Source organism: Thalassovita aquimarina (assembly GCF_018219815.1).
Taxonomy (GTDB): domain Bacteria; phylum Pseudomonadota; class Alphaproteobacteria; order Rhodobacterales; family Rhodobacteraceae; genus Thalassobius; species Thalassobius aquimarinus.
The window spans coordinates 226,756-248,676 of sequence record NZ_JADMKU010000001.1 but is presented as its reverse complement, the minus strand read 5'-3'; the positions used below and the strand labels follow the sequence as shown (position 1 = coordinate 248,676).

Below are 21,921 nucleotides of genomic sequence, written 5' to 3'. Positions count from 1 at the left end.
CGTTTTCTCCGGTTACCAGAGCAGGCTCTGGCCGCTGTCCTTGTCGAACAGGTGCAGCCGGTTCAGATCGACCGACAACGCCACGTCTTCTCCGACCTTGTGGCTGAGATCCTTGCTGACCCGGAAAAACAGCTCCTCGCCGTAGAAATCGAAGCCTAGGAACTGGTCCGACCCGACGGGCAGAACCGAATTCACCTTGCCGCGGATGATCGTGCCTTCACCGCCCTGCGCGGCTTCGTCCACGTCTTCGGCGCGGATGCCAAGGCGCACTTCGCGGCGGTCGCTGTGTCTCAGCTTGGCGGCGATTTCTTCCGGCAGGGTCAGCATCAGATCACCGCGCACGAACTTCACGCCGTCGCCGTTCCGGTCCTCGATGACGCCATCGATATAGTTGATCGGCGGACTGCCCAGAAAGGAGGCGACGAAGGTGTTCTTGGGGCGTTCATAGATATCGTCGGGGCTGCCTATCTGCTGCACCACGCCATCGCGCATCACCACGATCCGATCGGCCAGCGTCAGCGCCTCGGCCTGGTCGTGGGTGACATAGACGAAGGTGGTCTGCATCTGCTGGTGCAGTTCCTTGATCTCGGCGCGCATCGAAATGCGCAGCGCCGCGTCGAGGTTCGACAGCGGTTCGTCCATCAGGAACACCGCGGGGTCGCGCACCATGGCCCGGCCAAGCGCCACGCGTTGACGCTGACCGCCGGACAGTTGCGACGGGCGCCGATCCAGCAGGTGTTCGATTTCCAGCTTGCGCGCTGCGTCGCGTACCCGGGTTTCGATTTCGGCGCGCGGCGCTTTGCGCATCTGCAGACCGAAGGCGATGTTGTCGAACACCGTCTTGTGCGGATAGAGCGCGTAGCTCTGGAACACCATCGCCACGTCGCGCTTGTGCGGCGGCGTGTAGTTGACCAGTTCGTCGTCGAACAGCAGGTTGCCGTCGCTGACCTCTTCCAGTCCGGCGATCATGTTCAGCGTGGTGGATTTTCCGCAGCCCGAAGGCCCAAGCAGGACAAGGAATTCCTTGTCGCGGATATCGAGGTTGAGATCCTTCACGGCGTGAAAGCCGTTTGCGTATTTCTTCTCGACGTTCTCGAAACGGATACGAGCCAAGGGTCTTTCCTTTCCTAGCCTTTGACGGCACCGGCGGTCAGGCCGGAAACGATGTAGCGTTCAAAAATCACCGCGACGATCACGGGGGGGACGATCGCCAGAACCCCGGCCGCGTTGATGAACGAGAAACTGATGGTGAAATCCGAAGTGAAGGCCGCCAGCAGGATCGGCAACGTCTGCGACGCCTCGGTCTGGGTGAACATCAGGGCCAGCAGGAATTCGTTCCAGCTGGTCAGGAAGGTGAACAGCACCACGGCGACCAGCGACGGCAGCGACAGCGGCAGGAACACCCGCACCAGCGCCTGAAACCGCGAACAGCCATCGACGCGCGCGGCCTTGTCCAATTCGTCCGGCAGCCCTTCGAAATACTGCAGCAGGATGAAGACGCTGAACGGCACCGTCACCGCCAGATAGGTCAGCACCAGCGAAAAGATACTGTCCAGCATGCCCAGTTTGCGGATCACCAGGAAGAACGGCACCACCAGCGCGATATCGGGGATGACCCGGGTGATCAGGATGAAATAGACCGACCCGTCGCGCCCCCAGAACCGGATCTTGGCCAGCGCATAGGCCGCCGGGACGCCCACCAGCAGGTTCAGGATCACCACCAGCGTCGCGACGATGAAACTGTTCCACATCGCGGGCAGCAGGTTCTTGGCCGTCGAAGGGATGAAACCGCCCGCCGCCGGGTCCTGCCCGCTGCGGGTTTCATAGGTGATTTCTTCCTCTTCCTGCGCGGTGAAAATCGCTTCGAAATTCTGCAGCGTCGGTTCGTCGGGAATCCAGTGCGGCGGCACCGAAACGATTTCGGCCTCGGTTTGGAACGACGAGGAGACAAGCCATGTCACCGGTGCGATCACGTAGATCGTCAGCACGATCGCCCCGGCCAGGATCACCAGCGAATGCGCGATACGCGACAGGCGCTGGCGGCGGCGGTAATCGATCCCGCCGGTGCGGGTTTGGGAAACGTCGGTCATGGTCAAACCTTCCGGCCAAGGGTGCGAATGAAGGTGTAGGACAGCGCGAAGGTCACCAGGGCCAGAACATAGGACATCGCTGCGCCGCTGCCGAACGACAGGTTGCGGAAGGTTTCCACATAGATATGCCAGGACAGCACATGGCTGGCATCGCCCGGTCCGCCTTCGGTCAGGATGAAGAACAGGTCGAAATGGCGGATCGCCATCATCGTTTCATAGATCATCACCAGCATGAAACCGGGCTTCATCGCCGGCAGCGTGACATGGAAAAAGCGTTGCCAGACGGTGGCGCCGTCAACCCGCGCGGCCTGGTACAGGTCCGACGGAATCGATTTCAGCGACACCAGCAGCAGGATCGCCGCGAGCGGAACCTCTTTCCACACGAAGGCGTTTGCGATGAGGAAGATCGTTTTGTCCTGATCGCCGAGCCACACCATGTATTTGTCGATGAAATCCAACTGGTACAACACGCCGTTCAACGCGCCATAGCCGGAATCGTAGATCCATTTCCACATCAAGGCGTTGGCCACGTAGGGGATCGCCCAAGGGATCAGGATGATGGTCGAAAGAATCCTGCGGCCGCGGAAATTCTGGTTCAGCAGCAGCGCCACCAGCAGCGCGACAACGGCGATGGACGTCACCGACGTGACGGCGAAGACCACCGTGCGCGTCACCGATACCCAGAACAGTTCGTTCGTAAACAGGTCGGTGTAGTTGTCGAACCAGACGAAGGGCGTCCGGTTCGGACGCGTCAGCTTCATCCGGAAAAAGCTCAGGTAGAAGGAATAGAGGATCGGGAAGACCGCCACCCCCATGAGCACCGCCATGACCGGCGCCAGAAACACGATTGCACTGCGTTCTTCATAGCCGAACATGGCGCGCAATCGGCCCCGTCCCGCTTGTTGATGCACGACTTCTGCCACGCCGTTGCCCCGCCTTATTATGATAGTATTCGGAAGATACCGGCGCAGGAAACTGCCTGCGCCGGAACCGGTTGATCGTGTCAGTAGGAGTCTTTCAGTTCATCCCACAGCTCGGCGGATTTCGTGACCGCCGACTTGACGTCGGTGTTGCCAAGGATCGCCGATTGCCAGGCAGACCCGTTGGTTTCGCTCCATTCGCCGAACCACGGCGTGACCACGTCCTTTTTCATGGCCAGCGCCTGCTGCGCCTTGATCATCTCGACGTCGCCATACGAATTGTACGAGGCCTGGATTTCTGGATCGTCGAACAGCGGCTTGACGCCGAAACCCGCGCCGATATCGAGGAACAGCAGCTTCTGGAACGTATAGGCGCCATCGGATTTCCCGCCGAACCATTCGATCAGCTTGGCGGTGTTTTCAGCCTGCTGCTTGTCCTTGGCGGTCTGTGCCGACATGCCGTGGAAGCGCATCCAGCCGACCGTGTTGTGATCGCCGTTTGCGCCTTTGGGCATCATCGCCTGCTTGACGTTGCCGGCGATCTGCGACTGTGCCGGGTCGTTCAGCATGCGCAGACGGTACTTCGCCACCATCGCGAAGGCATGGTTGCCCGAGGCAAAGGCCTTCAGCCCCGACAGTTCGCCGGTTTCGACACAGGCGGGCGACACGATACCGTGCTTGTTCACGGCATCCACCACCCATTGCAGCGCCTCGACCGCGCCGTCCTTGTCGTGCTGCATGATCGCCTTGCCGGCATCGTCGGTGAACCGACCGCCATGCGAATAAACCAGCGACGACATGAATTCGATCAGCCAGCTTTCCTGCGCCATGGCCAGCATCATCGGGAATTCCGCGATGCCCTTTTCCTTCATCACCAGCGACTGTTCGACAACTTCGTCCCAGGTTGCGGGCGGCGCGTCGAAACCGGCTTCCTTGATCTTGCTCTCGTCATAGAGGAAGGCCATGAAGTCGGTGTAATAGGTCAGCCCGTACTGACGCCCGTTATAGGTCATCGAGTCGGTGCAGAAATCCTCGGCCTCGGAATTGTAGGCGGTCAGGAAATCGTATTCGTCGATCGGTGCGATCCAGCCGGCCTCGGCCCATTCGGGCAGCCAGGCATCAGAAACCCACATCATGTCGAGCGGCGCGCCGCCGACGAATTTGGTGACCATGCCCTCGCGATACTGCGCCCAGGGCGAATTGCCGTAGTTCACCGGAATGCCGGTCGATTTGGTGAAGGCGTTGAGATGGCTCTGCACCGTGTCGACCGCAGCCGACCAAGTGTGCAGGGTGACCGGGTTCGCGGCCTGAGCGCCTGCGAAGCGTGCCGGCCCTGCCAGCGCCATAGCGCCCGCCGCGGCCGAGCTCTTGAGAAACTCGCGCCGGCCGATTTGTGGTTTGATAAGTCGTGCCATTTTGTACTCCCCTGTTGTTCGATCCGGCCCCGGCATCACGAAGACGGGGCAATACGTTTCGACAAGCCACCCCAACTGACAGGACGGTTGACCTTGGGGAATCACGTTAGTTTGAGATTCTTATGTCGTCAATTGACGACTTACGAGCCTGCACAAAATGCCGCAATCCTCGGCAACCAGCCCCCGGGTTTTGGCGGCAAAACTCAAATTGTCGTCAGAACTGATTCAGAATCTGGGGGCGAAGGATCAGGAATTCTCGGCGTTATAGGCTTCGACCATCGCGCCCAGCCCTGCCAAGAACATGCGCACATGCATCTTAACCACCTGTTTCTCAGGAACATTCCAGCTGGCCTTGTAGATGTGGCGCCGGATCGCATAGTGGGAAATCGATCCATGCAGAGTCCAGGCCATTTCGTGCACGGCCTCGCGATCATCAGGCAGGTCGATACCGATTTCATGCGCGGCTTCGCGCATCAGAACCTCTAGAAGCTGGGTCACGATGCTCGTGATGTAATCGGGCGCCATCGACGCATCCGACAACGAGGCATACAAGAACAGGCGGAGCCATTTACACGTCAGAGTCGTCTCAAGATAGTCCACGTAAAACGCGGTGAATCGCTCTTCTGCCGACAGATTCCGGTTCTGAAGATCGACAAACCAGCCAGCCTTGAACGCGCCCAGGATCTCTTCACGGTATACTTCGGCAACAAGTTCCTGCTTGGTCGGAAAGAACCTGTAGAGCAGACGTTGCGACACGCCGCAGGCGTCGGCCAGCATGCGGGTTTGCCCGGTCAGGCCGTTTTCGGCAAAGAAATCAGAAGCAGTTTCAAGGATTTGCGCCCTGCGTTCGGCATGCGGCAGACGCCCGGAACCGCCTTCCTTCTTCGCACTGCTGGTCTTTCGAACCTGCTCCCTGAGCGCATCGGATTTTGCCTTCACGCCGCTCCCCTTCTTGTGGTCTGGGCTTGCGTTAGCCGATCACTCCCGCCCAGCCAAGGCGCGATGTCGATAAACCCTGTATAATCCGTCAACAATCATGTCGTCAAATGACGACTTAACTGTTGCATCAACTGCCTGTTCCCGAATAGCCTTCGCCCGAGAGCGCGAACACCGCGCGCAACGCAATCTACGGAACCATCATGATCTATGAAAAGCGAACCTACCGCATCACCGCCGGCAAAGCGCCGGAGTTTCTGAAGCTCTACGAGGCCGAGGGGCTTCATATCATCACCAAATACGCCAAGCTGACCGGCTGCTGGGTGACCGATAGCGGGCCGTTGAATTCCGTGGTGTTCATCTGGGCCTATGACGATTACGGCCACCGCACCGAACAGCGCGCCAAACTGGGCGCCGACGCCGACTGGCAAGCCTTCGTTCCCAAGATCCTGCCATATCTCGATTATCAGGAAAGCGTTTTCCTGCAACCAGCGGCCTTTTCCCCGCTGGACTGACGCGTCGGGATCGAACCGAAACTTCGGGATCTTCCCGAGGCAAGCGAAGTGAACCGCGCCCGCGCCGCCCGATGAAAGCGGCGCGGGCGCATTCGAATCGGCCCTTCCGACAGGATCATGTGGTCACCTTGTCGAAGCCCCCTTTTTGAAATATCCCGTATCGGCATATCGGATTTCCCGGACAAGGTTAGCAACTGCACGTTGACGACGCCATTGCGCGCGGCTAAACAACCCTGGGCCGCAAACGCCCGCCGCTCGCTGACATTCCGTCCCGGTGAAGTTTTGCTTGAGACTGATCTTCGTCATCCTCGACGCATGTCGCGCGGATGGTAACGCGGGCCCCGTCCATCTTCTGCGCGACGAAAGCGAGAGGAATATGGGGATATGTCCGCAGACCAATCCAACACTTTTCTGACCGGGCCAATGGCCCCGATATATGCAAAGACCGCGCTGCCGATCATCTTCGTGATGGGCATGAACGGAGTGCTATCCCTCACGGACGCGCTTTTTCTGGGTCGCTATGTCGGGCCCGAAGCGCTTGGCGCCGTTACGCTGATGTTTCCGATCTACATGCTCATCGTGGCGCTTTCGACTCTGGTTTCCAGCGGGATGTCGAGCATTCTTGCGCGCCACCTCGGGGCATGGCGCGTTAATGATGCGCGCGCCGTCTTCGCCGGAGCGCATGGCCTGGCCTTCGTCATCGGGTTGGTCCTGATTGCGCTTTTCGTTGTACTGGGGCGCCCGGTCGCCTTGCTCGCCGCAGGGGGCTCCGAAGCGATGGCTGAAATGGGGCTCGTCTATCTGCGAGTGACGGTATTTTTCTCGCCGGTGCTCTTCGTTCTGTCGGTCAACTCCGATGCCCTGCGCAATGAGGGGCTCGTAAGTTTCATGGCGGCGATGAGCCTTCTGGTGTCGCTTGCCAATATCGGGTTCAACTACGTTCTGATCGCCGTGCTCGATATGGGGGTCGCGGGATCGGCATACGGTACGGCGATGGCGCAGGCCGTGGCCTTGGGCATCATACTTGCCTTCCGCCTTCTGGGGGAAACGGCACTGCGACCGAAAGCTCTTTTTCAGCACTCGGTCCTGACAGAATGGCGGCAAATCCTTGCGCTCGGCGCGCCGCAAAGCCTTAACTTCGTCGGGCTCGCGCTTGGCTCGGGCGCCGTCATCGCCGCGCTGCAATGGGTGCAGACGCCTGATTACGAAGCCACGGTTTCCGCCTATGGTATCATGACCCGTGTGATGACCTTCGCCTTTCTTCCCCTCCTTGGTCTGAGCCATGCGATGCAGACGATCACCGGCAACAACCACGGGGCCGGGGATTGGCTGCGCGCGGGCAACAGCCTGAAGACCGCCGTGACCGCGGCCTTTGTCTACTGCCTTACGATGCAGCTTGGCCTGAGCGTTTTCGCCAACGCCATAGGAGGCGTGTTCGTCGAAGATTCGGCGGTGATGTCCGAGGTGGCCAGAATCCTGCCGGTCATCGTGGCGGTCTTCTTCGTCGCGGGTCCGCTGATGATGATTGCGATGCATTTCCAGGCGATCGGGGACGCAAAGCGCGCTGCGATTCTCGGTCTGTCAAAAACCTACCTCTTCGCAATCCCGCTGACCTTCGCGCTCGCTGCAGCGCTTGGCGAAACCGGCATCTGGCTGGCCGGTCCGGTCGCGGAATTCATGCTGCTTGGACTGACGGGGATCGTTCTGATGCAACGCGCTAGAACCCAGTCGCTAAGATTGGGGTTGTTTCACACGGTCGCGGGGGGCCGGTCATGACGCGGCGCCTTCCAACGATCACAGAAGCCAAGAAACAGGCCAGGCGGTTGCGCGACGATCTGAGCGCGCAAGGATCGGACGTGAGCCATGCACAAGCGCTGGAAATCCTGTCGCATCAGCATGGTTTCCGGGACTGGAACGCGTTTCATGCGGCCATCGGCAACCGTCCGCCCGACGGCTGGACGCCCGGCGGGCGGGTCGAGGGGCGCTATCTCGGGCGCCCCTTCGCGGCGACGGTCCTGGCATCGCAAATGCTGCGACCGGGCTGGTTCCGGATCGTGCTTGAACTGGACGAACCGGTCGATGTCGTTCGCTTCGACAGCTTCACGAATATGCGGCGCCGAATCCGTGCCGTGGTCGGCCCGGAAGGGCATTCCAGGGAAAAGACGTCGGACGACGTGCCGCATGTCGAACTGAAAATGTAATCATGGGCAGGCAAGCCATGCCCCACTCTCTTCGCGAATTGCCCCTTGGTGACGGCGCCGGCACAACAAGGCGGGAATTCCCGTCACCGGAAGGGATTCTCTGCTGGAAATCTGTCATGTCCGGTTGATGTAGGAAGGAACGGGATCTGGGCCAGACGCTCTCCGGCTGTTGCGGGCAGCGATAGAGTATCGATCAACGTTTCCTTGACCGGTGCGACTTGATCCCAATCAACGAAAAGGTCGCGGAAACGGTTAAAAACACACTGATTTCCATCGTTTCAAGGCGTTTCCGATGTCCTACTCAACAACGGCGCAAGATAAAAAGTTAGGCGCTGGTGGTCTTGCCGTGTTCTTCGTCATCACCTTCGCGATCAGCTGGGGTGTGATCGGCAGCTATATCCTATGCCCCGACGGCATGGCCGCTCGGTTCGGGGAAATCAACGGATCGCATCCGTTCTTCTTTCTCGCCACCTGGGCGCCCGCCATAGCGGCCTTTGCCGTGGTTCTTCTGTGGGGTGGGCTTTCCGCGCTGCGAGGGTTCTTGTCGCGGCTCGCATTCTGGCGGTGCCCGGCGCCCTGGTGGGCCTTCATCCTCATTGTGATCCCGCTCGTCTTCATGGCGGGATCGCTGATCAAGGGCGGCCCGCTTCTGGCGCCCCTCCCGCCGGACGGCATTGGCCCTGTCGTGGCGCTCATGTTCATGATGCTGCTTCTGGGGCCGATCGAGGAATTCGGCTGGCGCGGCGTCGCGCAGCCGATCCTGCAACGACATGTCGCCTCGTTCTGGGCCGGGGTGATCATCGGTACAGTCTGGGGCATCTGGCACCTGCCGGCCTTCTATCTCGCCGGTGTCGTATTCGCCGAATGGAACTTCCTGCCCTTTTTCATCGGCAACATCGTGCTCGCGATCCTTGTGACGCCCATCTTCAATGCGACGCGCGGCAGTCTGCTAATATCGATGCTGTTCCATTGGCAGCTGATCAACCCGTTCTGGCCGGACGCGCAGCCATGGGACACCTGGATCCTCGTTCTCGTCGCCGCGATCGTTGTGTGGTGGAACCGCGATATGATGTTCACGCGCGAGGGGGCGGTGACCGAAGTCATCCCCGGCCATGCGGGGGCACGGTCATGATCCGCCGCCTGGCTCAAGCCGTCATTATCGGAGCCATGGTTCTTTCCGCTTCCATGACGAGTGTAGCGGCTCAAGCGGAAACGGCCGCGCTGCGGGATCTGCTCGAGGATTTCCGAGCGCAATACGGTTTTCCCGGCGCGACCACGGCCATCGCGCTGCCGGACGGCGAGATCGTTACCGCTGCCACGGGCCTTGCGGATGTCGAGGCGGGCATCCCGATGGCACCGGACACGCGCATGCTGGCCGCGAGTATCGGAAAGACCTTCGTCGCCGCGACCGTGCTCTCGATTGCGTCCGAGGGAATCCTGGAAGAGGACGATCTGCTGGCAGACCATCTTGGAGACCGGGTGTGGTTCGGCCGGCTTCCCAATGCCGCGACGATCACCGTCGGCAATCTGCTGCACCACACGTCCGGCCTGCCGGATCATGTGCACATGGGGGCGTTCGGCGCGGAGTTGGCCCGGCGCCTAGCTTCCGCCAGTGATGCATTGACACCGGAGGGCGCGATCGCCTTCGTGCTTGATTCCGAACCGCTCTTCGCGCCGGGGGATGGCTGGGCCTATACCGATACCGGATTTCTGCTGCTTGGGTTGGCGCTCGAAGAGGCCCTCGGCGAGACCTACTATGGCGCCGTCACCGAGCGTTTCCTTGTTCCGCTCGGCCTGACTGACACGCTGCCGTCGAATGATCGAACAATTTCTGGCCTTGCCGTCGGCTACACCGTGCCGGACAATCCCTTCGGAATGCCGCCCCGGACGATGGACGATAGCGGTGCGCTCGTCTGGGACCCGGCAATGGAGTGGACCGGAGGCGGGTTCGCCTCGACCTCGCGCGATCTCGCGGCTTGGGGCCAGGCGCTTTTCACCGGAAACGCGATGGAGGCACCCTATCTCGACCGCCTGCTCGACGCGGTCCCGGTGGCGCCCGATGCCCCGGGCATCCTCTACGGCACGGGGGTGGCGATCAACGCCGACACGCCGCGCGGGCCCGTCTACGGCCACGGCGGCTGGATCCCGGGCTATGTCTCGAGCCTGCGCCACTATGCCGATCCCGGCGTCATGGTGGCCTTTCAGATCAATACCGATGTCGGGATCGTGGACGACAGCACCGATCTGGTGCCTGCACTGGAAGCTGCGCTTGCCGACCTCGCCGTCGGATTTTTGCGTGGGCTCGAGACCAGATGACCAAAAACCAACGCAATCCACCGCAGGGGAGCAATACGACGGGGCTTGCGACACGCTGAACGTTCATAGATTCGGATCTTTCAGTTGCCGCACTTGGTGCCGTTGGCTACAATCTCTGGCCGCGGATGGATGGCTACCAAGAGGAAGCGGATCGGCAACGCCGAATTCTTTCCGCGAGCCCGGATTTCGGAGCTTGTCCGAATGGCCACGTTCATCGCGGGCCCCTCCGGGCTTTCCCCGGCAGAAACGATCCCGCCGCTGACAGCGGCGCATTGGACCGGGATCGCGGCGGCCTCGGCTCTGGCGTTCACCGCCTTCGTCGGGTTCGGAGACACCGAGACCATCGCCGCGCCAGCCGATCTCTTCCATCTAGGTAAACGGGCCACCGCCGGGGATCGCGCCAAGCCTCAAAACAGGAGAGGGCGAGAGCGAGCCTGAAGGCCCATGTGCAAGGGAGCATCGCGGCGAGAAAACGGAACGGCCAATAGGCCGCGCGCGTCATTCCGCCCGACCCCAAAGGTGGTCACCCCGCACCAGGAAGCGCCCGTCTATCGCCAAGGCCAGCGGATCGCCCGAGATAGGCGGTGCGCCCTCGGCGGCGGGGCGTTGCGCGTGGATGTGCAGATGAGGCTCCGTCGACGCGCCGGAATTTCCGACTTCACCGAGGGGATCACCATTGGCAACCTTATCGCCCGGCCGCACCTTCACGCTGCCCTGGCGCATGTGGGCGAGCACGATCTCGGCGTCGCCGCAACGCAGGATCACGTGGTTGCCAAGGCGGTTCACCGGGTCTTCCCGTGGAACCTCGAAGTCGGGCCTGTCGTTCTCGGCCGCGACGACCGTCCCGGCGCAGGGCGCCACGAGCGGCGCGCCGAAGATCGCGTAGGCCGCGGTGGCCGCCGGTCGCCACCCCCGCGCCCGGAATCCCCACGGCCCTAGGCCAAAGAAATCAACGGCGTAGGATTGCCCGCGCCACGGGCGGAACCGTTCGACGCTTTCGTCGAGGGTCCGCATATGGGCGTTGACCAACTGGTGGGAGCCGCCGCTGGCGACCAGGAAGTGCCCCGCTCCGAACGGGTTCGCGATCTCGACGACCGGAACAGGCGGCGGCGTGCGTCCTGCGAGGGCCTGAGCGCCAAACCAGCCGCCGAGGCCGAGCAGAACGGCCGATATCGCGGCCGACGCCCATGCCCAACCACCCGAGGGCCACGGCGCAAATCCGCCAAAGCCCGGCCGGATCGTCAGCGTGAACACAACGCCCGCCAGCCAGACCGCCCCGTAGACCCATGGCAGCCACCAGACCGGCAACGCCCATTGCGCCACGCGGGCGAGCGCAAAAAGAAACGCGCCCGTCCCTGCGGCCTGAATCGCCAGGCCGGCCATGCTGTTCGCAGGGTACAGCCAGAGCCAGGCGAGGATCGCGAGCGGGATCGCAACCTGAAACAGCAGGACGACGGCGATCATGGAACCGGCTGAGGAAAGCTGACTTCCGTCACATCGGCGATGAAAAACGGGAAATAGTCTTCTGTCCCGAACATGTTTCCCGCCTCAACATGGGTCGGGATGCGAAAGCCGGAAAAGTCGCGGAACTCGGAAAGATAGCCGCCAAAGGGCTGCAGCCGGTGCATCTTCTCGGGATTGGCGTCACTCCAGCGCAGGAACGAGACATGAAGCGGGCGACCGTCCTCGGCGACGGTCACGTCGACGGTCTGCTCCAGATCGCCATGCCGCATCGTCATGCGTGCGACGTTCTCCGAGACAGGCTCCCACGTGACGTTCGGCCCGGGTAGAATGGCCGCCGGCGTCCAGAAAACCGCCTCGGACGCGTAGCGCCCGAAAGCCGAACGGGTGTGGTCAGGATTGCCGCCGAAACGCGCGACGGGGACCAGGCCGAAGAGCCAGAAGCGCGTCCAGGTTCCGCTGTCGGAACCCGACATGCGCATCGCGCCCGACCCGCCCGACATCGCCCAGATGAAGCCCTCGGGCGCCGCCAGCACCTGTGTCGCCCGCATCGGCAGATAGTTGGGGTTTGCCTTGTCTCCCATGCCGAAAAGCCCCTCCATCTCGAGCCGGGCGACGGTGTAAAGCGGTGTGCCTTCGGCGATCGCGAAGGTGAAGAAACGACGCGCGGGTTCCGGCAGGTCGGCGATCATGTCAGCCGTGAACCCAGCCGGTTCGGACGCTTGCGAAGCAATCAGCCGTTCTATCTCGGCACGGTCCGCGCGCCGGTCGAATTGCCGCCAGCCACAGAGGCCCGCAACGATGGCGACGACGACAACCAGCAGAAGGATCAACCCCATACGCATGTCTCACTCATTCGCTCGATCACTCCATGGACATGCGCCGCGACAAGCATCGGTTGCTACGTCGCCTTTAGAATTGGAATCGTCCAATGGAGCGTTTTCTATTGAGACAACTTGCCGATTACTCGGAGCAATACCTTGATCCTGATCAGCTTGGGAAGAACTGGAGGACGCGAGTGACGACGGCATGAAAGACAATCCGCCGCTCCGGTTCCGGATCGCGACGTTTTCCGCTCCGACGTTCGCTTTTTCATGGATATTACATGCGCCGGCGGGCCTGTCGGGGGACGCTTCTGCAAGAAGGATGGCGCGTAGCGACCATCCGAGAATACGAATTGCAAAAGCCGGAACAAGTCAAAGCTGCCGCCGAACGGTGCGCTGCCCGGTTGGTTACTGGGGCTGCCATCCTCGAACTTGGTGAACGCGGAGTTTCAGCGACCGAAAGTCCCGACAAGCCGGGTTTTCTGCCGGCGGACCAACCCAACACCGGATTGGCAACACAAAGGTTTTCAAGCATTTGGCGAACGTTCGCTTCACGTTCCTTTCCGACGGACGCCACCGGGATCGAATCGCTCTGGCTGTTACCCCAGAAATGCCTTTCAACTCATCGACTTAAGTTCAGTTCACCATATTCGCGCAGTCATCAGGCCTGGAGGATATCGGCACGGAGAGAACGCTTCCGAGCCTACCGGAGCCGGCGCCAGCGCTCAGCTCCACTCGCATACCCCTCAAAGCAATGGAAGGAATCCGGCTTTGCTGAAGCCTATCGAACACTTTGGCGAGGGCAAGTGGCGGAGAGACAGGGATTCGAACCCTGGAGACGGTTTCCCGCCTACACACTTTCCAGGCGTGCGCCTTCGACCACTCGGCCACCTCTCCGTAGGCGCTGCTATACCGTCACAAACGGGGGGATTGCAAGCCCGTAAGTACCCGCTTTCTAACCGTTGTATCCGGTTTCTTCATGACACATATTCAACCATGACAGAAAGCCCGTCACCGAGGTCCGCTGAAATGACACCAACACGCCGCCGAACCACGCGCCCGCGCCAAACGCGGGTTCCGGTCCAGAGCCGAACGCAGCTTGACCGGGTGCAGACCGGGGCGCTGGTGATCATAGCCTTCGCAGTGGTGCTGTTCCTTCTGGTGCAGGCGCGCTTCCTGCTGATTTCGCTGGCCACCGCCATCGTGCTTTTTTCACTGACCAGCGACGCAATCAATTTCATCGCCCGACAGAAAATCGGGCCGATCCGCGTGCCCAACCTGGTCGCATCGCTGACCGCGCTGGTGTTGATTTCGGCCGCTCTGCTGACCACGACCTCGATCATCCTCAGCCAGATCAACACGGTTCTGACCACCACGCTATCCTATGCCGAAAGCGCGCCGAAAGCGGTGGCGGCGATGTTCGCCTGGCTTGGTGAGGACGTCGAGCAGGCGGTGTTCAATTCGGTTGGTTCGATCGACGTGTCGTCCTACCTGCGCAGCGGCGCCAGCCAGGCCGGCAACCTGATGTCGGCCACGGTTCTGATCATTCTCTTCGTCGGTTTCCTGTTCGCCGAACGAATCTGGTTTTCCACCAAGCTGGTGAACTTCTTCGGCGACGAGGATCAGGCCGAACGCGTCAGCCAGGTGATGAGCACGATCATTCACCGCGTGAACTACTACCTTCTGGTCAAGACGCTGGTCAGCGCGGTGACCGGCGGCATGGTCTATTTGGTGGCGCAGGTGTTCAATCTTGAACTGGCCGCGGCGCTCGGCATCCTGACCTTTGTGCTGAACTACATCCCCAATATCGGGTCGATCGTGGCCACGGTCCTGGTTGCGCTGGTCGCCTATGTGCAGATCGGTCAACCGGCGCCGACAGCGGCGATTTTCATCGCCGTCGGCGCGATCCAGTTCGTCAACGGCAGTATCATCGATCCAATGCTGATGGGCCGCGCGCTGCGGCTGAGTTCCTTCGGCATCATCATCAATCTGGCCTTCTGGGGCGCGGTCTGGGGCGTGCCGGGCATGTTCCTGTCGGTGCCGATCATGGTGGCGATGCTGATCATCTGCAGCCAGGTGCCCGAATTGCGCCCGATCGCGATCCTGCTGTCGCGCCAGGGCCTGCCGGAAGAAGGCGCGATGCGGCCCGCACAGGCGTCTTCGGACGACGACGCCTGATCACCCAGAGGGCTCGGCCCTGCTCAATCGTCGAGCAGGATCGACACCCGGCGGTTCTGCTTGCCCTTCTTTTCGATCTTGCCGAGGACCAAGCGGCCGATTTCACCGGTGCGCGCCACATGGGTGCCGCCGCAGGGCTGCAGATCGACCTGATCCGCCCCCTGCCCGATCCGCACCAGCCGGACCTTGCCCTGCCCCATCGGCGGCATCACCGACATGGTCTTGACCAGGCCCGGATTCGCCTGCAGCTCCTCATCGCTGATCCAATCCTCGGTCACCGGCAGATCGCGATCGACCATCTCGTTCAACGCCGCCGCGATCAAATCGCGGTCTTCCGGCGCTTCCGGCATGTCGAAATCAAGCCGCCCTTTTTCGGCGCCGATGCTGCCGCCCGACACCGGGAAAGGCAGCACCACGGACAGCAGATGCAGCGCGGTATGAACCCGCATATGACGATGGCGGCGGTCCCAGTCGAGCTGCTGTTCGACCTCCGTGCCCGGCGCGGGCATCGCCCCCGGTTCGGCCGGCACCAGAACGATGTCGTCGCCGTCGCCCTTCACCGTCGTGGCGATGGTCATTTCGCCCCCCGGCCAGCTGATCTTGCCGCTGTCCCCCGGTTGGCCACCCCCCTTTGCATAGAAGATCGACTGGTCCAAAACGATACCGCCTTCCGGTGTATGGCCGGTCACCACCCCCTTGGCCGAACGCATGTAGGCATCTTCGCGGAACAACGGGCGGGTCATCAGGTATCTCCTTTGTCTTCGTCTTCGGGGCGCGCGCGCAGCGCCTCGGGATTGCGCAGCCAGACATCACGCTGCGCGAAGGGAATCTCGATCCCTTCCTCGGTGAAGCGGCGGGCGATTTCGTGGTTCAGGTCGGATTTGACCGACAGGCTCCAGTTCACGTCGCGCAGAATCGCGCGTATTTCGAAATCGAGCGAATCCGCACCAAAGCCCTTGAACAGGACCGACGGTTCGGGATTGGCCAAGATCATCGGATGCGCCTCGGCCACTTCGCGCAGGATCGCCTCGGTCCGCTTGGTGTCGGTGCCATAGGCCACGCCTACCGGGACGATGATCCGGCCCACCGTGTTGCCGCGGGTGTAATTGGTCACCGTGCCGCTGACCAGATCGGAATTGGGGATGATCACGTCGGTGCGGTCGAAGGTTTCGATCCGGGTCGAGCGGACCGAGATGTCACGAACATAGCCCATCTGGCCGCCAACCTCGATCCAGTCGCCTTCGGAAACCGGCCGTTCGATCAGCAGGATGATGCCGGAAACGAAATTCGACACGATGTTCTGCAATCCGAAACCGATACCGACCGACAGCGCACCGGCAACGATGGCGATAGAACTCAGGTCGATCCCCGCGGTGGTGATCGCGATCAGCGCTGCGATGGTCACGCCGACATAACCGGTCCCCGCCACGATCGCATTCTGCCCGCCCGGATCGATCCGGGTCTTGGGCAGTACGGTGGACCGCAGCGCCCCCTGCAGGATCCGGGTCATCAGGTAACCGATGACGAAAATCAGCGCGAAGGTCAGGAAATCAGCGGGCGAAATCCGCGTGCCGCCCAATTGCACCCCTTCGAGGAACTGGCTCCAGAGTTCGGTCAGGTTGGCCACCCGCGCGCCCCAGACCAGCGCCAGCACCGGCAGCGCCGCGATCACCAAAAGGAACCCGATCAGCACCGGCACCAGAGCTTCGCCGCGTTCGCCTTCGCTGCGGCTGAGAAGCGCGTAAAGGTCCTCGACGAAATGCTGCAGCACCAACACCAATGCCAGCACCCCGATGGTCATCACGGTGGGGTAAAGCAATCCCTCGGCAGCGCCGCGATACCCGATCGCGGCCAGAACCGGCCCGACCACGGCGATCACGCGGGCGGCCTGTGCCAGCATCCGCACCGCCCGCACGCGATAACGTCCAGCTTCGCTTCCTTCGGCCGGCGTCGGCGCAAGACGCCGAAGCAGGAATTGCGCTATCCGCAGCAACTCGAGACCTGTCAGCACGGTAACCGGAAAGGCCAGCACCGCCGCAGTTTCTTCGCTGAGGCCGGAAACATCCTCGAACAACCGGACCACCAGCGCCAGAGCCAGGAACAGCGTTAGCAGCATGCAATGGCGTCTTGCGGCCGGTTTGAGCTCCTCGTCCACCTCAAGCGGGGCGCTCTGTTGCGGCAGGTTAGGGAACAAGCGGTCGCTCATCCACCACACGATCAGCAGCACCGCGCCAAAGAACGGCACCGCGCCCAGCACGCGTTCCATCCTGAGCCCGGCAAAGCCGGTCTGCAGCGCCGCCATCACCAGCAGGCTCAGCCCGGCCAGCGGCAGCGCCACTTGGCCAAGCGACACAATGAACCCCCAGACGTCCGTTTTCGGCAGGTCGCGGCTTTGCAGGTGCCGCAGGCCGCGCGCGGTCCAGTTCCGCCCGCGCAGCAACAGCACCAGCCCGATCAGCGTCAACGGCACGATCAGCAACAACTGCTGGCGGAATTGGAACCGGCGCAGTTCGTTGTCCCAATTGCTGCGAAGCTCGGCTCCCATCAGCATCAGCCCATCAAGCGTGTCCGCCAGAGCCTTGTTCCAAAGCAGCGGATTGAGCGGCGACGGTCCCAGCGACACCAGCGCCTCGGCCTGGCGGCTTCGGATGATTTCGTCGATTTCGCTAACCACGCCGTTGGCGCGGGAATAGGCCTCGGCCGCGGCCAAGACCGGGGCCTGCAACCGCGCCAGCTCGGCGTCCAGATCGGCCCGCCGCGCGGCGATCTCGGCGCTTTCGTTCCCCTCTTCTGGGGGCGGCCCCAACACGTCCAGCTGGCTTTGTACGGTGGCGATACGGCGCCCGTGGGTATCCTGCGCTTCCAAGAACCGTTCGCGCCAAGTCACGATTTCGGCGCGAAGCCCTTCCAGCGCCTTGTTCGAGGCCTTGCCGGCCTCAACAGCCGCTTCGGCGCGCTGCGCGGTACTTTCCCAGGCGTCGAAATCCAACGCTTCGGCAGATACCGCAGGCGTCGCCTGCTGCGCCGTGACGGCGGCGGCGGACAAGGCCAGCCCGATCGCCAGCCACAGCGCCCAGACCCATCGCATCAGCCCCCCACCGCGCATCATGACTTAGGGCGTCTCGAAGACCGACGGCGGGGTCGGCATGTCGCGGACCAGCCAGTCGGGCTGCGGCAGCCCCTTTTCGGCAAGGAACTGCGGATTGAAAAGCTTGGACTGATAGCGGCTGCCGAAATCGCACAGAACCGTCACGATGGTGTGGCCCGGTCCCATGTCCTTGGCCATCCGCATCGCACCGGCGATATTGATGGCGGAGGATCCGCCCATGCACAGGCCTTCTTCTTCCAGCAGCTTGAAGACGATCGGCAGGGCCTCTTCGTCGGGAATCTGGTAGGCGAAATCGGGGGTGAACCCTTCGAGGTTGGCGGTGATCCGTCCCTGCCCGATCCCTTCGGTGATCGAGCTGCCTTCGGATTTGAACTCGCCGGTCTTGTAATAGCTGTAAAGCGCTGCGCCCATCGGGTCGGCCAGACCGATTTTCACGCCCTTGGGCTGCAGCGCCATGCCGACGCCGGCCAGCGTGCCGCCCGACCCGACCGCGCAGATGAATCCGTCGACCTTGCCGCCGGTCTGTTCCCAGATTTCCGGTCCGGTCGTTTCGATGTGGGCCTGGCGGTTGGCGACGTTGTCGAACTGGTTGGCCCAGATCACGCCGTTCGGTTCGGTCTTGGCCAGTTCATTGGCCAGCCGTTCGGAATAGCGCACGTAGTTGTTGGGATTCTTGTACGGTGCCGCCGGCACTTCGACCAGTTGCGCGCCCGCCAGGCGGATCATGTCCTTCTTTTCCTGGCTCTGGGTTTCGGGAATCACGATGACGGTCTTGAAGCCCATCGACGCGCCGACCAGCGCCAGCCCGATACCGGTATTGCCGGCGGTGCCTTCAACGATGGTGCCGCCCGGTTTCAGCTGTCCCTTGGCGATGGCGTCGCGGATGATGAACAGCGCCGCACGATCCTTGACCGACTGGCCGGGATTGAGGAATTCGGCCTTGCCATAGATTTCGCAGCCGGTTTCCTCGCTCGCCCGTTTCAGGCGGATCAGAGGCGTGTTGCCGACGGCTTCGGCCAGGTCATGTGCAATGCGCATTTCATCAATTCCCTTGTCGTTCATGACATGGTTTAGGCCCGCTTGGCCCAGACCTCAAGCACCAGCGCGCAATCGATCACGGTTCCGTGCCAGCCAAAAAAGAGCCATGGCCAGCGGCATCACCCGCAACTGGCCCTTGTCCAGCAGGGCCATCACGGCCTCGAAAGACATGATATGGCTGCGGATATCTTCGTGTTCGCCATCCACCCCGCCGGTGCCTTGCGCATGGTCCGGCAGATCGGTCAGGGCCAGGAAGACGTGGAAGAATTCCGACGAACAGCCCGGCGAGGGATAACCACGATGGATCAGTTCCAGCGACTGCAATTCCAGCCCCGCCTCTTCCAGCGCTTCACGGCGGGCGCAGTCATCAGGCGTCTCACCGGGATCAACCCGGCCTGCGATCGGTTCCAGCTGCCACGGGCTGCGGTCGCCACGCGCCCACGGCCCCATGCGGAACTGCTCCAGAAGCAGCACCCGATCGCGTTGCGGATCATAGGGAAGAACCAGCGCCGCATCGGTCGCCACGAAGGACGCGCGCTGCACTTCCGCGCTCATCCCGCCGCCGAACTTGCGGAATTGCAGTTGCTGTTCCTCGATTGCGAAATAGTTGGCATAGGGCCGAGCCGTGCCATGGCGCACCACGTCGGCTTCGCCGAACCCGCTGGGCGTTTCGCTCACCGTCTCGTCACGGGCATAAATCCAGCTGGCGGCGCGGGCGTGGATCATGCCATAGATCCGCCCGACCTCCTCGGGCAGTTTCTGGCCAAGATAGCCCATGACTTCATCCGCCGCGCGGCAGTTGATCCGGCCCCACTTGCCCGCCCATTGGGACAGGTCGAAGGCGTCGCCCGGATCATAGGTTTCCTCCGGCGGCCACCAGAACAGCGCCTCGACCATGCCGCTGTCGGTTTCGACTTCGACCGGCCGCAGGGCGTATCCGAAAACCTGTTCATAGTAGTCCAGTCGCGCGATATCGCTTTCGCTCAACCCTTGCAGCAATTGGCCTTCGGCCGCCTCGTCCGGCGCCGGGAAAATCATCGGAAAGGCCTGTCCGCGGACCAGCCGGACGCGGTACCCTTGCAGTTTCGCCGTCGAACGGCGCAGCGTCGGGGCGGCATGGCCCAGCACGGTTTCAAACAGGGGCAGATGGCGCAAGGTGCCATAGACGAAGACGGCGGTCATGACGTTCGGGTTCCGGAAACAGACGGTTCTATCGCCAGATGCTATTGACCAGTTCGGCAATGATGGCAACCGCGATTCCGCCCGCGATCAGCGTCCCCGCGACCAGAGGATCGAGCAGCACCGCACCGAATTCGGCGCCGATGCGGAACATGTCTTCGATCCCGGCAAGCGGATGGTCATACATCCGACGCATCGACAGGTGCAGCATTTCGTACAACGAATGAAAAAACAGCCCGAAAAAGATCAGAACCGCGACCCCCGTGATGCCGTTGCTGATCGCCATGAACAGCCCCTCGCCCGCCTTCGCGCCGATGCTGCGCCAGCCGACGACAAAGCCAAGGGCGGCGTTGACATGGTTGAACCAGCCGAACTGGGTTGAATCAGGCATCAGGGGGCGGATCAGGTCGGACGCCAACCATGCCAAGGCAGCCAACAAAAGCGCGGCAGCCATCTTGGCAGCGGTGGGCATAAACCGCATCATCGGTTTTCGGGCCTCTGAATTGTGATCTGTGTCACGTCGCAATTGCCACCGTGGAACGCCCCGGCACAAGAGGTCAGGTAGAAATTCCACATGCGGCGGAACCGGTCGTCGAAACCAAGCGCGGCCACTTCGTCCCAGCGGGAATTGAACCGTTCGTGCCAACGCCGCAGGGTCTGGCTGTAGCTTTCGCCGAATTCGAACGACGCGACCTCGGTCAGATTCGCCCGGGAAATTTCGCGGCGCAGCGCCGACGGGCTCGGGAGCATGCCGCCCGGGAAGATGTACTTCTGAATGAAGTCCACGCCCTTACGGTATGCTTCGAAGCGTTTTTCCTGCAGCGTGATGATCTGCAGCGCGGCATTCTTGCCCGGCTTCAGGCAGGCGCGCACCTTGTCGAAATAAACCGGCCAGTACTTTTCGCCGACCGCCTCGAACATCTCGATGCTGGCGATGCCGTCATATTGACCTTTCTCGTCGCGGTAATCCTGAAGGCGGAATTCAACCTGATCAGATAGTCCAGCCTTTTCAATGCGTTCCCTGGCATATTTCAACTGCTCTTCGGAAATGGTCAGGCCGGTCACCCTCAAGCCGCGTTCCTTGGCGGCGTATTCCGCGAACCCGCCCCAACCGCAACCGATTTCCAGCACGTGATCGCCGGGCTGCGCCCCCATGCGATCCACCAGCGAAGCGTATTTCGCCGTCTGTGCCGCCTCCAGGCTTTCCTGCCCGGTTTCGAAAAGGGCACTGGAGTAGGTCATCGTGTCATCCAGCCACAGGGAATAGAAATCGTTGCCCAGATCGTAGTGGTAACTGATATTCTTCTTCGCCTGCTTGCGGGTGTTGGAATTCATCCAGTGGCGCATCCGTTCATAGGCACGCACCAGGAACATTCCCGGAAAGCCTTCGTACACCTCGTCATTGCCCGCATGCATCAGGTCCAGAAAGGCCTGTAGATCGGGCGTGTCCCACCAGCCTTCGAGATAGGCGTCGCAAAATCCAAGATCGCCTTCGCGGATTAGCCGCGCGAAAGTGTCTTCGTTCTTGATCTGCAATTCGGCCACATACCCGGGTTCTTTTCCCTCGGCGCGGAAAACGCGCCCGTCGGGCATCACGAAATCCAATCGTCCCCGCGCCATACGGGACGTGATCTCGAATACTTTCGCAAAGTAGCGTGGCAAATCCCTTTGGTTCTCGGTCGTCGTCAGGATCATTCGGCAGTTCCCCCTCAGCACTCCGGATACAGGCTGGCAAGAAA

The 21,921-nt window shown here is 61.7% G+C and carries 20 protein-coding genes and 1 tRNA gene; 7 read left to right on the top strand and 14 right to left on the bottom strand.

Annotated elements, in window-relative coordinates:
• Window positions 1-12: 12 nt before the first annotated feature.
• The 5 genes from IT775_RS01200 to IT775_RS01180 form a co-directional block, all read right to left on the bottom strand.
• Window positions 13-1,113: an ABC transporter ATP-binding protein gene (locus IT775_RS01200; RefSeq protein ID WP_212699235.1), complete on the bottom strand. Its 1,101-nt coding sequence runs from the start codon at window positions 1,111-1,113 to the stop codon at window positions 13-15.
• Between the two features lie 14 nt (window positions 1,114-1,127).
• Window positions 1,128-2,090: a carbohydrate ABC transporter permease gene (locus IT775_RS01195; RefSeq protein WP_212699234.1), complete on the bottom strand. Its 963-nt coding sequence runs from the start codon at window positions 2,088-2,090 to the stop codon at window positions 1,128-1,130.
• A gap of 2 nt (window positions 2,091-2,092) precedes the next feature.
• Window positions 2,093-2,965 (bottom strand): carbohydrate ABC transporter permease, encoded by an 873-nt coding sequence (locus IT775_RS01190; protein ID WP_212699233.1) that lies wholly within the window; start codon window positions 2,963-2,965, stop codon window positions 2,093-2,095.
• 128 nt (window positions 2,966-3,093) lie between these two features.
• Window positions 3,094-4,425, bottom strand: a complete 1,332-nt coding sequence (locus tag IT775_RS01185; RefSeq protein ID WP_212699232.1) for an extracellular solute-binding protein — start codon at window positions 4,423-4,425, stop codon at window positions 3,094-3,096.
• Window positions 4,426-4,671: 246 nt separating this feature from the next.
• On the bottom strand, window positions 4,672-5,364 hold the full coding sequence (locus tag IT775_RS01180; RefSeq protein ID WP_212699231.1) for a TetR/AcrR family transcriptional regulator: 693 nt from the start codon (window positions 5,362-5,364) through the stop codon (window positions 4,672-4,674).
• 200 nt (window positions 5,365-5,564) lie between these two features.
• Between IT775_RS01180 and IT775_RS01175 the strand changes: the two genes are divergently transcribed.
• From IT775_RS01175 to IT775_RS01150, 6 genes are all read left to right on the top strand, one after another.
• Window positions 5,565-5,876 carry an NIPSNAP family protein gene (locus IT775_RS01175; protein ID WP_212699230.1) on the top strand — a complete coding sequence of 104 codons (312 nt, stop codon included), beginning with the start codon at window positions 5,565-5,567 and terminating at the stop codon, window positions 5,874-5,876.
• A 423-nt stretch (window positions 5,877-6,299) separates the two neighbouring features.
• The gene (locus IT775_RS01170; protein ID WP_246525200.1) at window positions 6,300-7,652 is read left to right on the top strand and encodes an MATE family efflux transporter; all 1,353 of its coding nucleotides are present in this window, start codon (window positions 6,300-6,302) and stop codon (window positions 7,650-7,652) included.
• Window positions 7,649-8,077, top strand: a complete 429-nt coding sequence (locus IT775_RS01165; RefSeq protein WP_212699228.1) for a glyoxalase superfamily protein — start codon at window positions 7,649-7,651, stop codon at window positions 8,075-8,077. Before IT775_RS01170 ends, IT775_RS01165 begins: the two co-directional genes overlap by 4 nt.
• Before the next feature lie 292 nt (window positions 8,078-8,369).
• Window positions 8,370-9,209, top strand: coding sequence for a CPBP family intramembrane glutamic endopeptidase (locus IT775_RS01160; RefSeq protein ID WP_212699227.1), 840 nt, complete (start codon window positions 8,370-8,372; stop codon window positions 9,207-9,209).
• On the top strand, window positions 9,206-10,393 hold the full coding sequence (locus tag IT775_RS01155) for a serine hydrolase domain-containing protein (RefSeq protein WP_246525198.1): 1,188 nt from the start codon (window positions 9,206-9,208) through the stop codon (window positions 10,391-10,393). Before IT775_RS01160 ends, IT775_RS01155 begins: the two co-directional genes overlap by 4 nt.
• 201 nt (window positions 10,394-10,594) lie before the next feature.
• The gene (locus IT775_RS01150) at window positions 10,595-10,831 is read left to right on the top strand and encodes a hypothetical protein (RefSeq protein WP_212699226.1); all 237 of its coding nucleotides are present in this window, start codon (window positions 10,595-10,597) and stop codon (window positions 10,829-10,831) included.
• A 60-nt stretch (window positions 10,832-10,891) separates the two neighbouring features.
• Here the strand turns inward: IT775_RS01150 and IT775_RS01145 are convergent, their stop codons facing one another.
• The 3 genes from IT775_RS01145 to IT775_RS01135 all read right to left on the bottom strand — a co-directional run bounded on the left by IT775_RS01145 (window position 10,892) and on the right by IT775_RS01135 (window position 13,575).
• Window positions 10,892-11,857: a M23 family metallopeptidase gene (locus tag IT775_RS01145; protein WP_212699225.1), complete on the bottom strand. Its 966-nt coding sequence runs from the start codon at window positions 11,855-11,857 to the stop codon at window positions 10,892-10,894.
• Window positions 11,854-12,699, bottom strand: coding sequence for a DUF6544 family protein (locus tag IT775_RS01140; protein ID WP_212699224.1), 846 nt, complete (start codon window positions 12,697-12,699; stop codon window positions 11,854-11,856). Before IT775_RS01140 ends, IT775_RS01145 begins: the two co-directional genes overlap by 4 nt.
• A 786-nt stretch (window positions 12,700-13,485) precedes the next feature.
• Window positions 13,486-13,575 (bottom strand) — tRNA-Ser (locus IT775_RS01135).
• 132 nt (window positions 13,576-13,707) lie between these two features.
• Here IT775_RS01135 and IT775_RS01130 point away from each other — a divergent pair.
• Entirely contained in the window at window positions 13,708-14,856 is a 1,149-nt protein-coding gene (locus IT775_RS01130) for an AI-2E family transporter (RefSeq protein ID WP_212699223.1), read from the top strand.
• Window positions 14,857-14,879: 23 nt separating this feature from the next.
• Here the strand turns inward: IT775_RS01130 and IT775_RS01125 are convergent, their stop codons facing one another.
• The 6 genes from IT775_RS01125 to IT775_RS01100 are packed head-to-tail and all read right to left on the bottom strand — an operon-like array spanning window position 14,880 to window position 21,877.
• A complete protein-coding gene (locus IT775_RS01125; protein WP_212699222.1) occupies window positions 14,880-15,599 on the bottom strand; it encodes an alanyl-tRNA editing protein in 720 nt (239 codons plus the stop codon).
• Complete coding sequence (locus tag IT775_RS01120; RefSeq protein WP_212699221.1) at window positions 15,599-17,944, bottom strand: DUF3772 domain-containing protein; 2,346 nt, start codon at window positions 17,942-17,944, stop codon at window positions 15,599-15,601. The genes IT775_RS01125 and IT775_RS01120 overlap by 1 nt, the downstream gene beginning before the upstream one ends.
• Window positions 17,945-17,968: 24 nt before the next feature.
• A complete protein-coding gene (locus tag IT775_RS01115; protein WP_212699220.1) occupies window positions 17,969-19,003 on the bottom strand; it encodes a cysteine synthase A in 1,035 nt (344 codons plus the stop codon).
• Between the two features lie 54 nt (window positions 19,004-19,057).
• On the bottom strand, window positions 19,058-20,185 hold the full coding sequence (locus IT775_RS01110) for an NUDIX domain-containing protein (protein ID WP_212699219.1): 1,128 nt from the start codon (window positions 20,183-20,185) through the stop codon (window positions 19,058-19,060).
• 28 nt (window positions 20,186-20,213) lie between these two features.
• Window positions 20,214-20,654: a TrgA family protein gene (locus IT775_RS01105; RefSeq protein WP_212699218.1), complete on the bottom strand. Its 441-nt coding sequence runs from the start codon at window positions 20,652-20,654 to the stop codon at window positions 20,214-20,216.
• Window positions 20,655-20,662: 8 nt separating this feature from the next.
• Window positions 20,663-21,877 carry an SAM-dependent methyltransferase gene (locus tag IT775_RS01100; RefSeq protein WP_212699217.1) on the bottom strand — a complete coding sequence of 405 codons (1,215 nt, stop codon included), beginning with the start codon at window positions 21,875-21,877 and terminating at the stop codon, window positions 20,663-20,665.
• Window positions 21,878-21,921: the final 44 nt, after the last annotated feature.

What these genes read in the sequence shown, in the direction of transcription:
- IT775_RS01185 (WP_212699232.1), bottom strand. Translation starts at nt 4,425, where the DNA reads ATGGCACGACTTATCAAACCACAAATCGGCCGGCGCGAGTTTCTCAAG.
- IT775_RS01100 (WP_212699217.1), bottom strand. Translation starts at nt 21,877, where the DNA reads ATGATCCTGACGACGACCGAGAACCAAAGGGATTTGCCACGCTACTTT.
- IT775_RS01155 (WP_246525198.1), top strand. Translation starts at nt 9,206, where the DNA reads ATGATCCGCCGCCTGGCTCAAGCCGTCATTATCGGAGCCATGGTTCTT.
- IT775_RS01195 (WP_212699234.1), bottom strand. Translation starts at nt 2,090, where the DNA reads ATGACCGACGTTTCCCAAACCCGCACCGGCGGGATCGATTACCGCCGC.
- IT775_RS01140 (WP_212699224.1), bottom strand. Translation starts at nt 12,699, where the DNA reads ATGCGTATGGGGTTGATCCTTCTGCTGGTTGTCGTCGTCGCCATCGTT.
- IT775_RS01170 (WP_246525200.1), top strand. Translation starts at nt 6,300, where the DNA reads ATGGCCCCGATATATGCAAAGACCGCGCTGCCGATCATCTTCGTGATG.
- IT775_RS01110 (WP_212699219.1), bottom strand. Translation starts at nt 20,185, where the DNA reads ATGACCGCCGTCTTCGTCTATGGCACCTTGCGCCATCTGCCCCTGTTT.
- IT775_RS01160 (WP_212699227.1), top strand. Translation starts at nt 8,370, where the DNA reads ATGTCCTACTCAACAACGGCGCAAGATAAAAAGTTAGGCGCTGGTGGT.
- IT775_RS01165 (WP_212699228.1), top strand. Translation starts at nt 7,649, where the DNA reads ATGACGCGGCGCCTTCCAACGATCACAGAAGCCAAGAAACAGGCCAGG.
- IT775_RS01145 (WP_212699225.1), bottom strand. Translation starts at nt 11,857, where the DNA reads ATGATCGCCGTCGTCCTGCTGTTTCAGGTTGCGATCCCGCTCGCGATC.
- IT775_RS01190 (WP_212699233.1), bottom strand. Translation starts at nt 2,965, where the DNA reads ATGTTCGGCTATGAAGAACGCAGTGCAATCGTGTTTCTGGCGCCGGTC.
- IT775_RS01120 (WP_212699221.1), bottom strand. Translation starts at nt 17,944, where the DNA reads ATGCGATGGGTCTGGGCGCTGTGGCTGGCGATCGGGCTGGCCTTGTCC.
- IT775_RS01105 (WP_212699218.1), bottom strand. Translation starts at nt 20,654, where the DNA reads ATGCCCACCGCTGCCAAGATGGCTGCCGCGCTTTTGTTGGCTGCCTTG.
- IT775_RS01150 (WP_212699226.1), top strand. Translation starts at nt 10,595, where the DNA reads ATGGCCACGTTCATCGCGGGCCCCTCCGGGCTTTCCCCGGCAGAAACG.
- IT775_RS01130 (WP_212699223.1), top strand. Translation starts at nt 13,708, where the DNA reads ATGACACCAACACGCCGCCGAACCACGCGCCCGCGCCAAACGCGGGTT.
- IT775_RS01175 (WP_212699230.1), top strand. Translation starts at nt 5,565, where the DNA reads ATGATCTATGAAAAGCGAACCTACCGCATCACCGCCGGCAAAGCGCCG.
- IT775_RS01125 (WP_212699222.1), bottom strand. Translation starts at nt 15,599, where the DNA reads ATGACCCGCCCGTTGTTCCGCGAAGATGCCTACATGCGTTCGGCCAAG.
- IT775_RS01115 (WP_212699220.1), bottom strand. Translation starts at nt 19,003, where the DNA reads ATGCGCATTGCACATGACCTGGCCGAAGCCGTCGGCAACACGCCTCTG.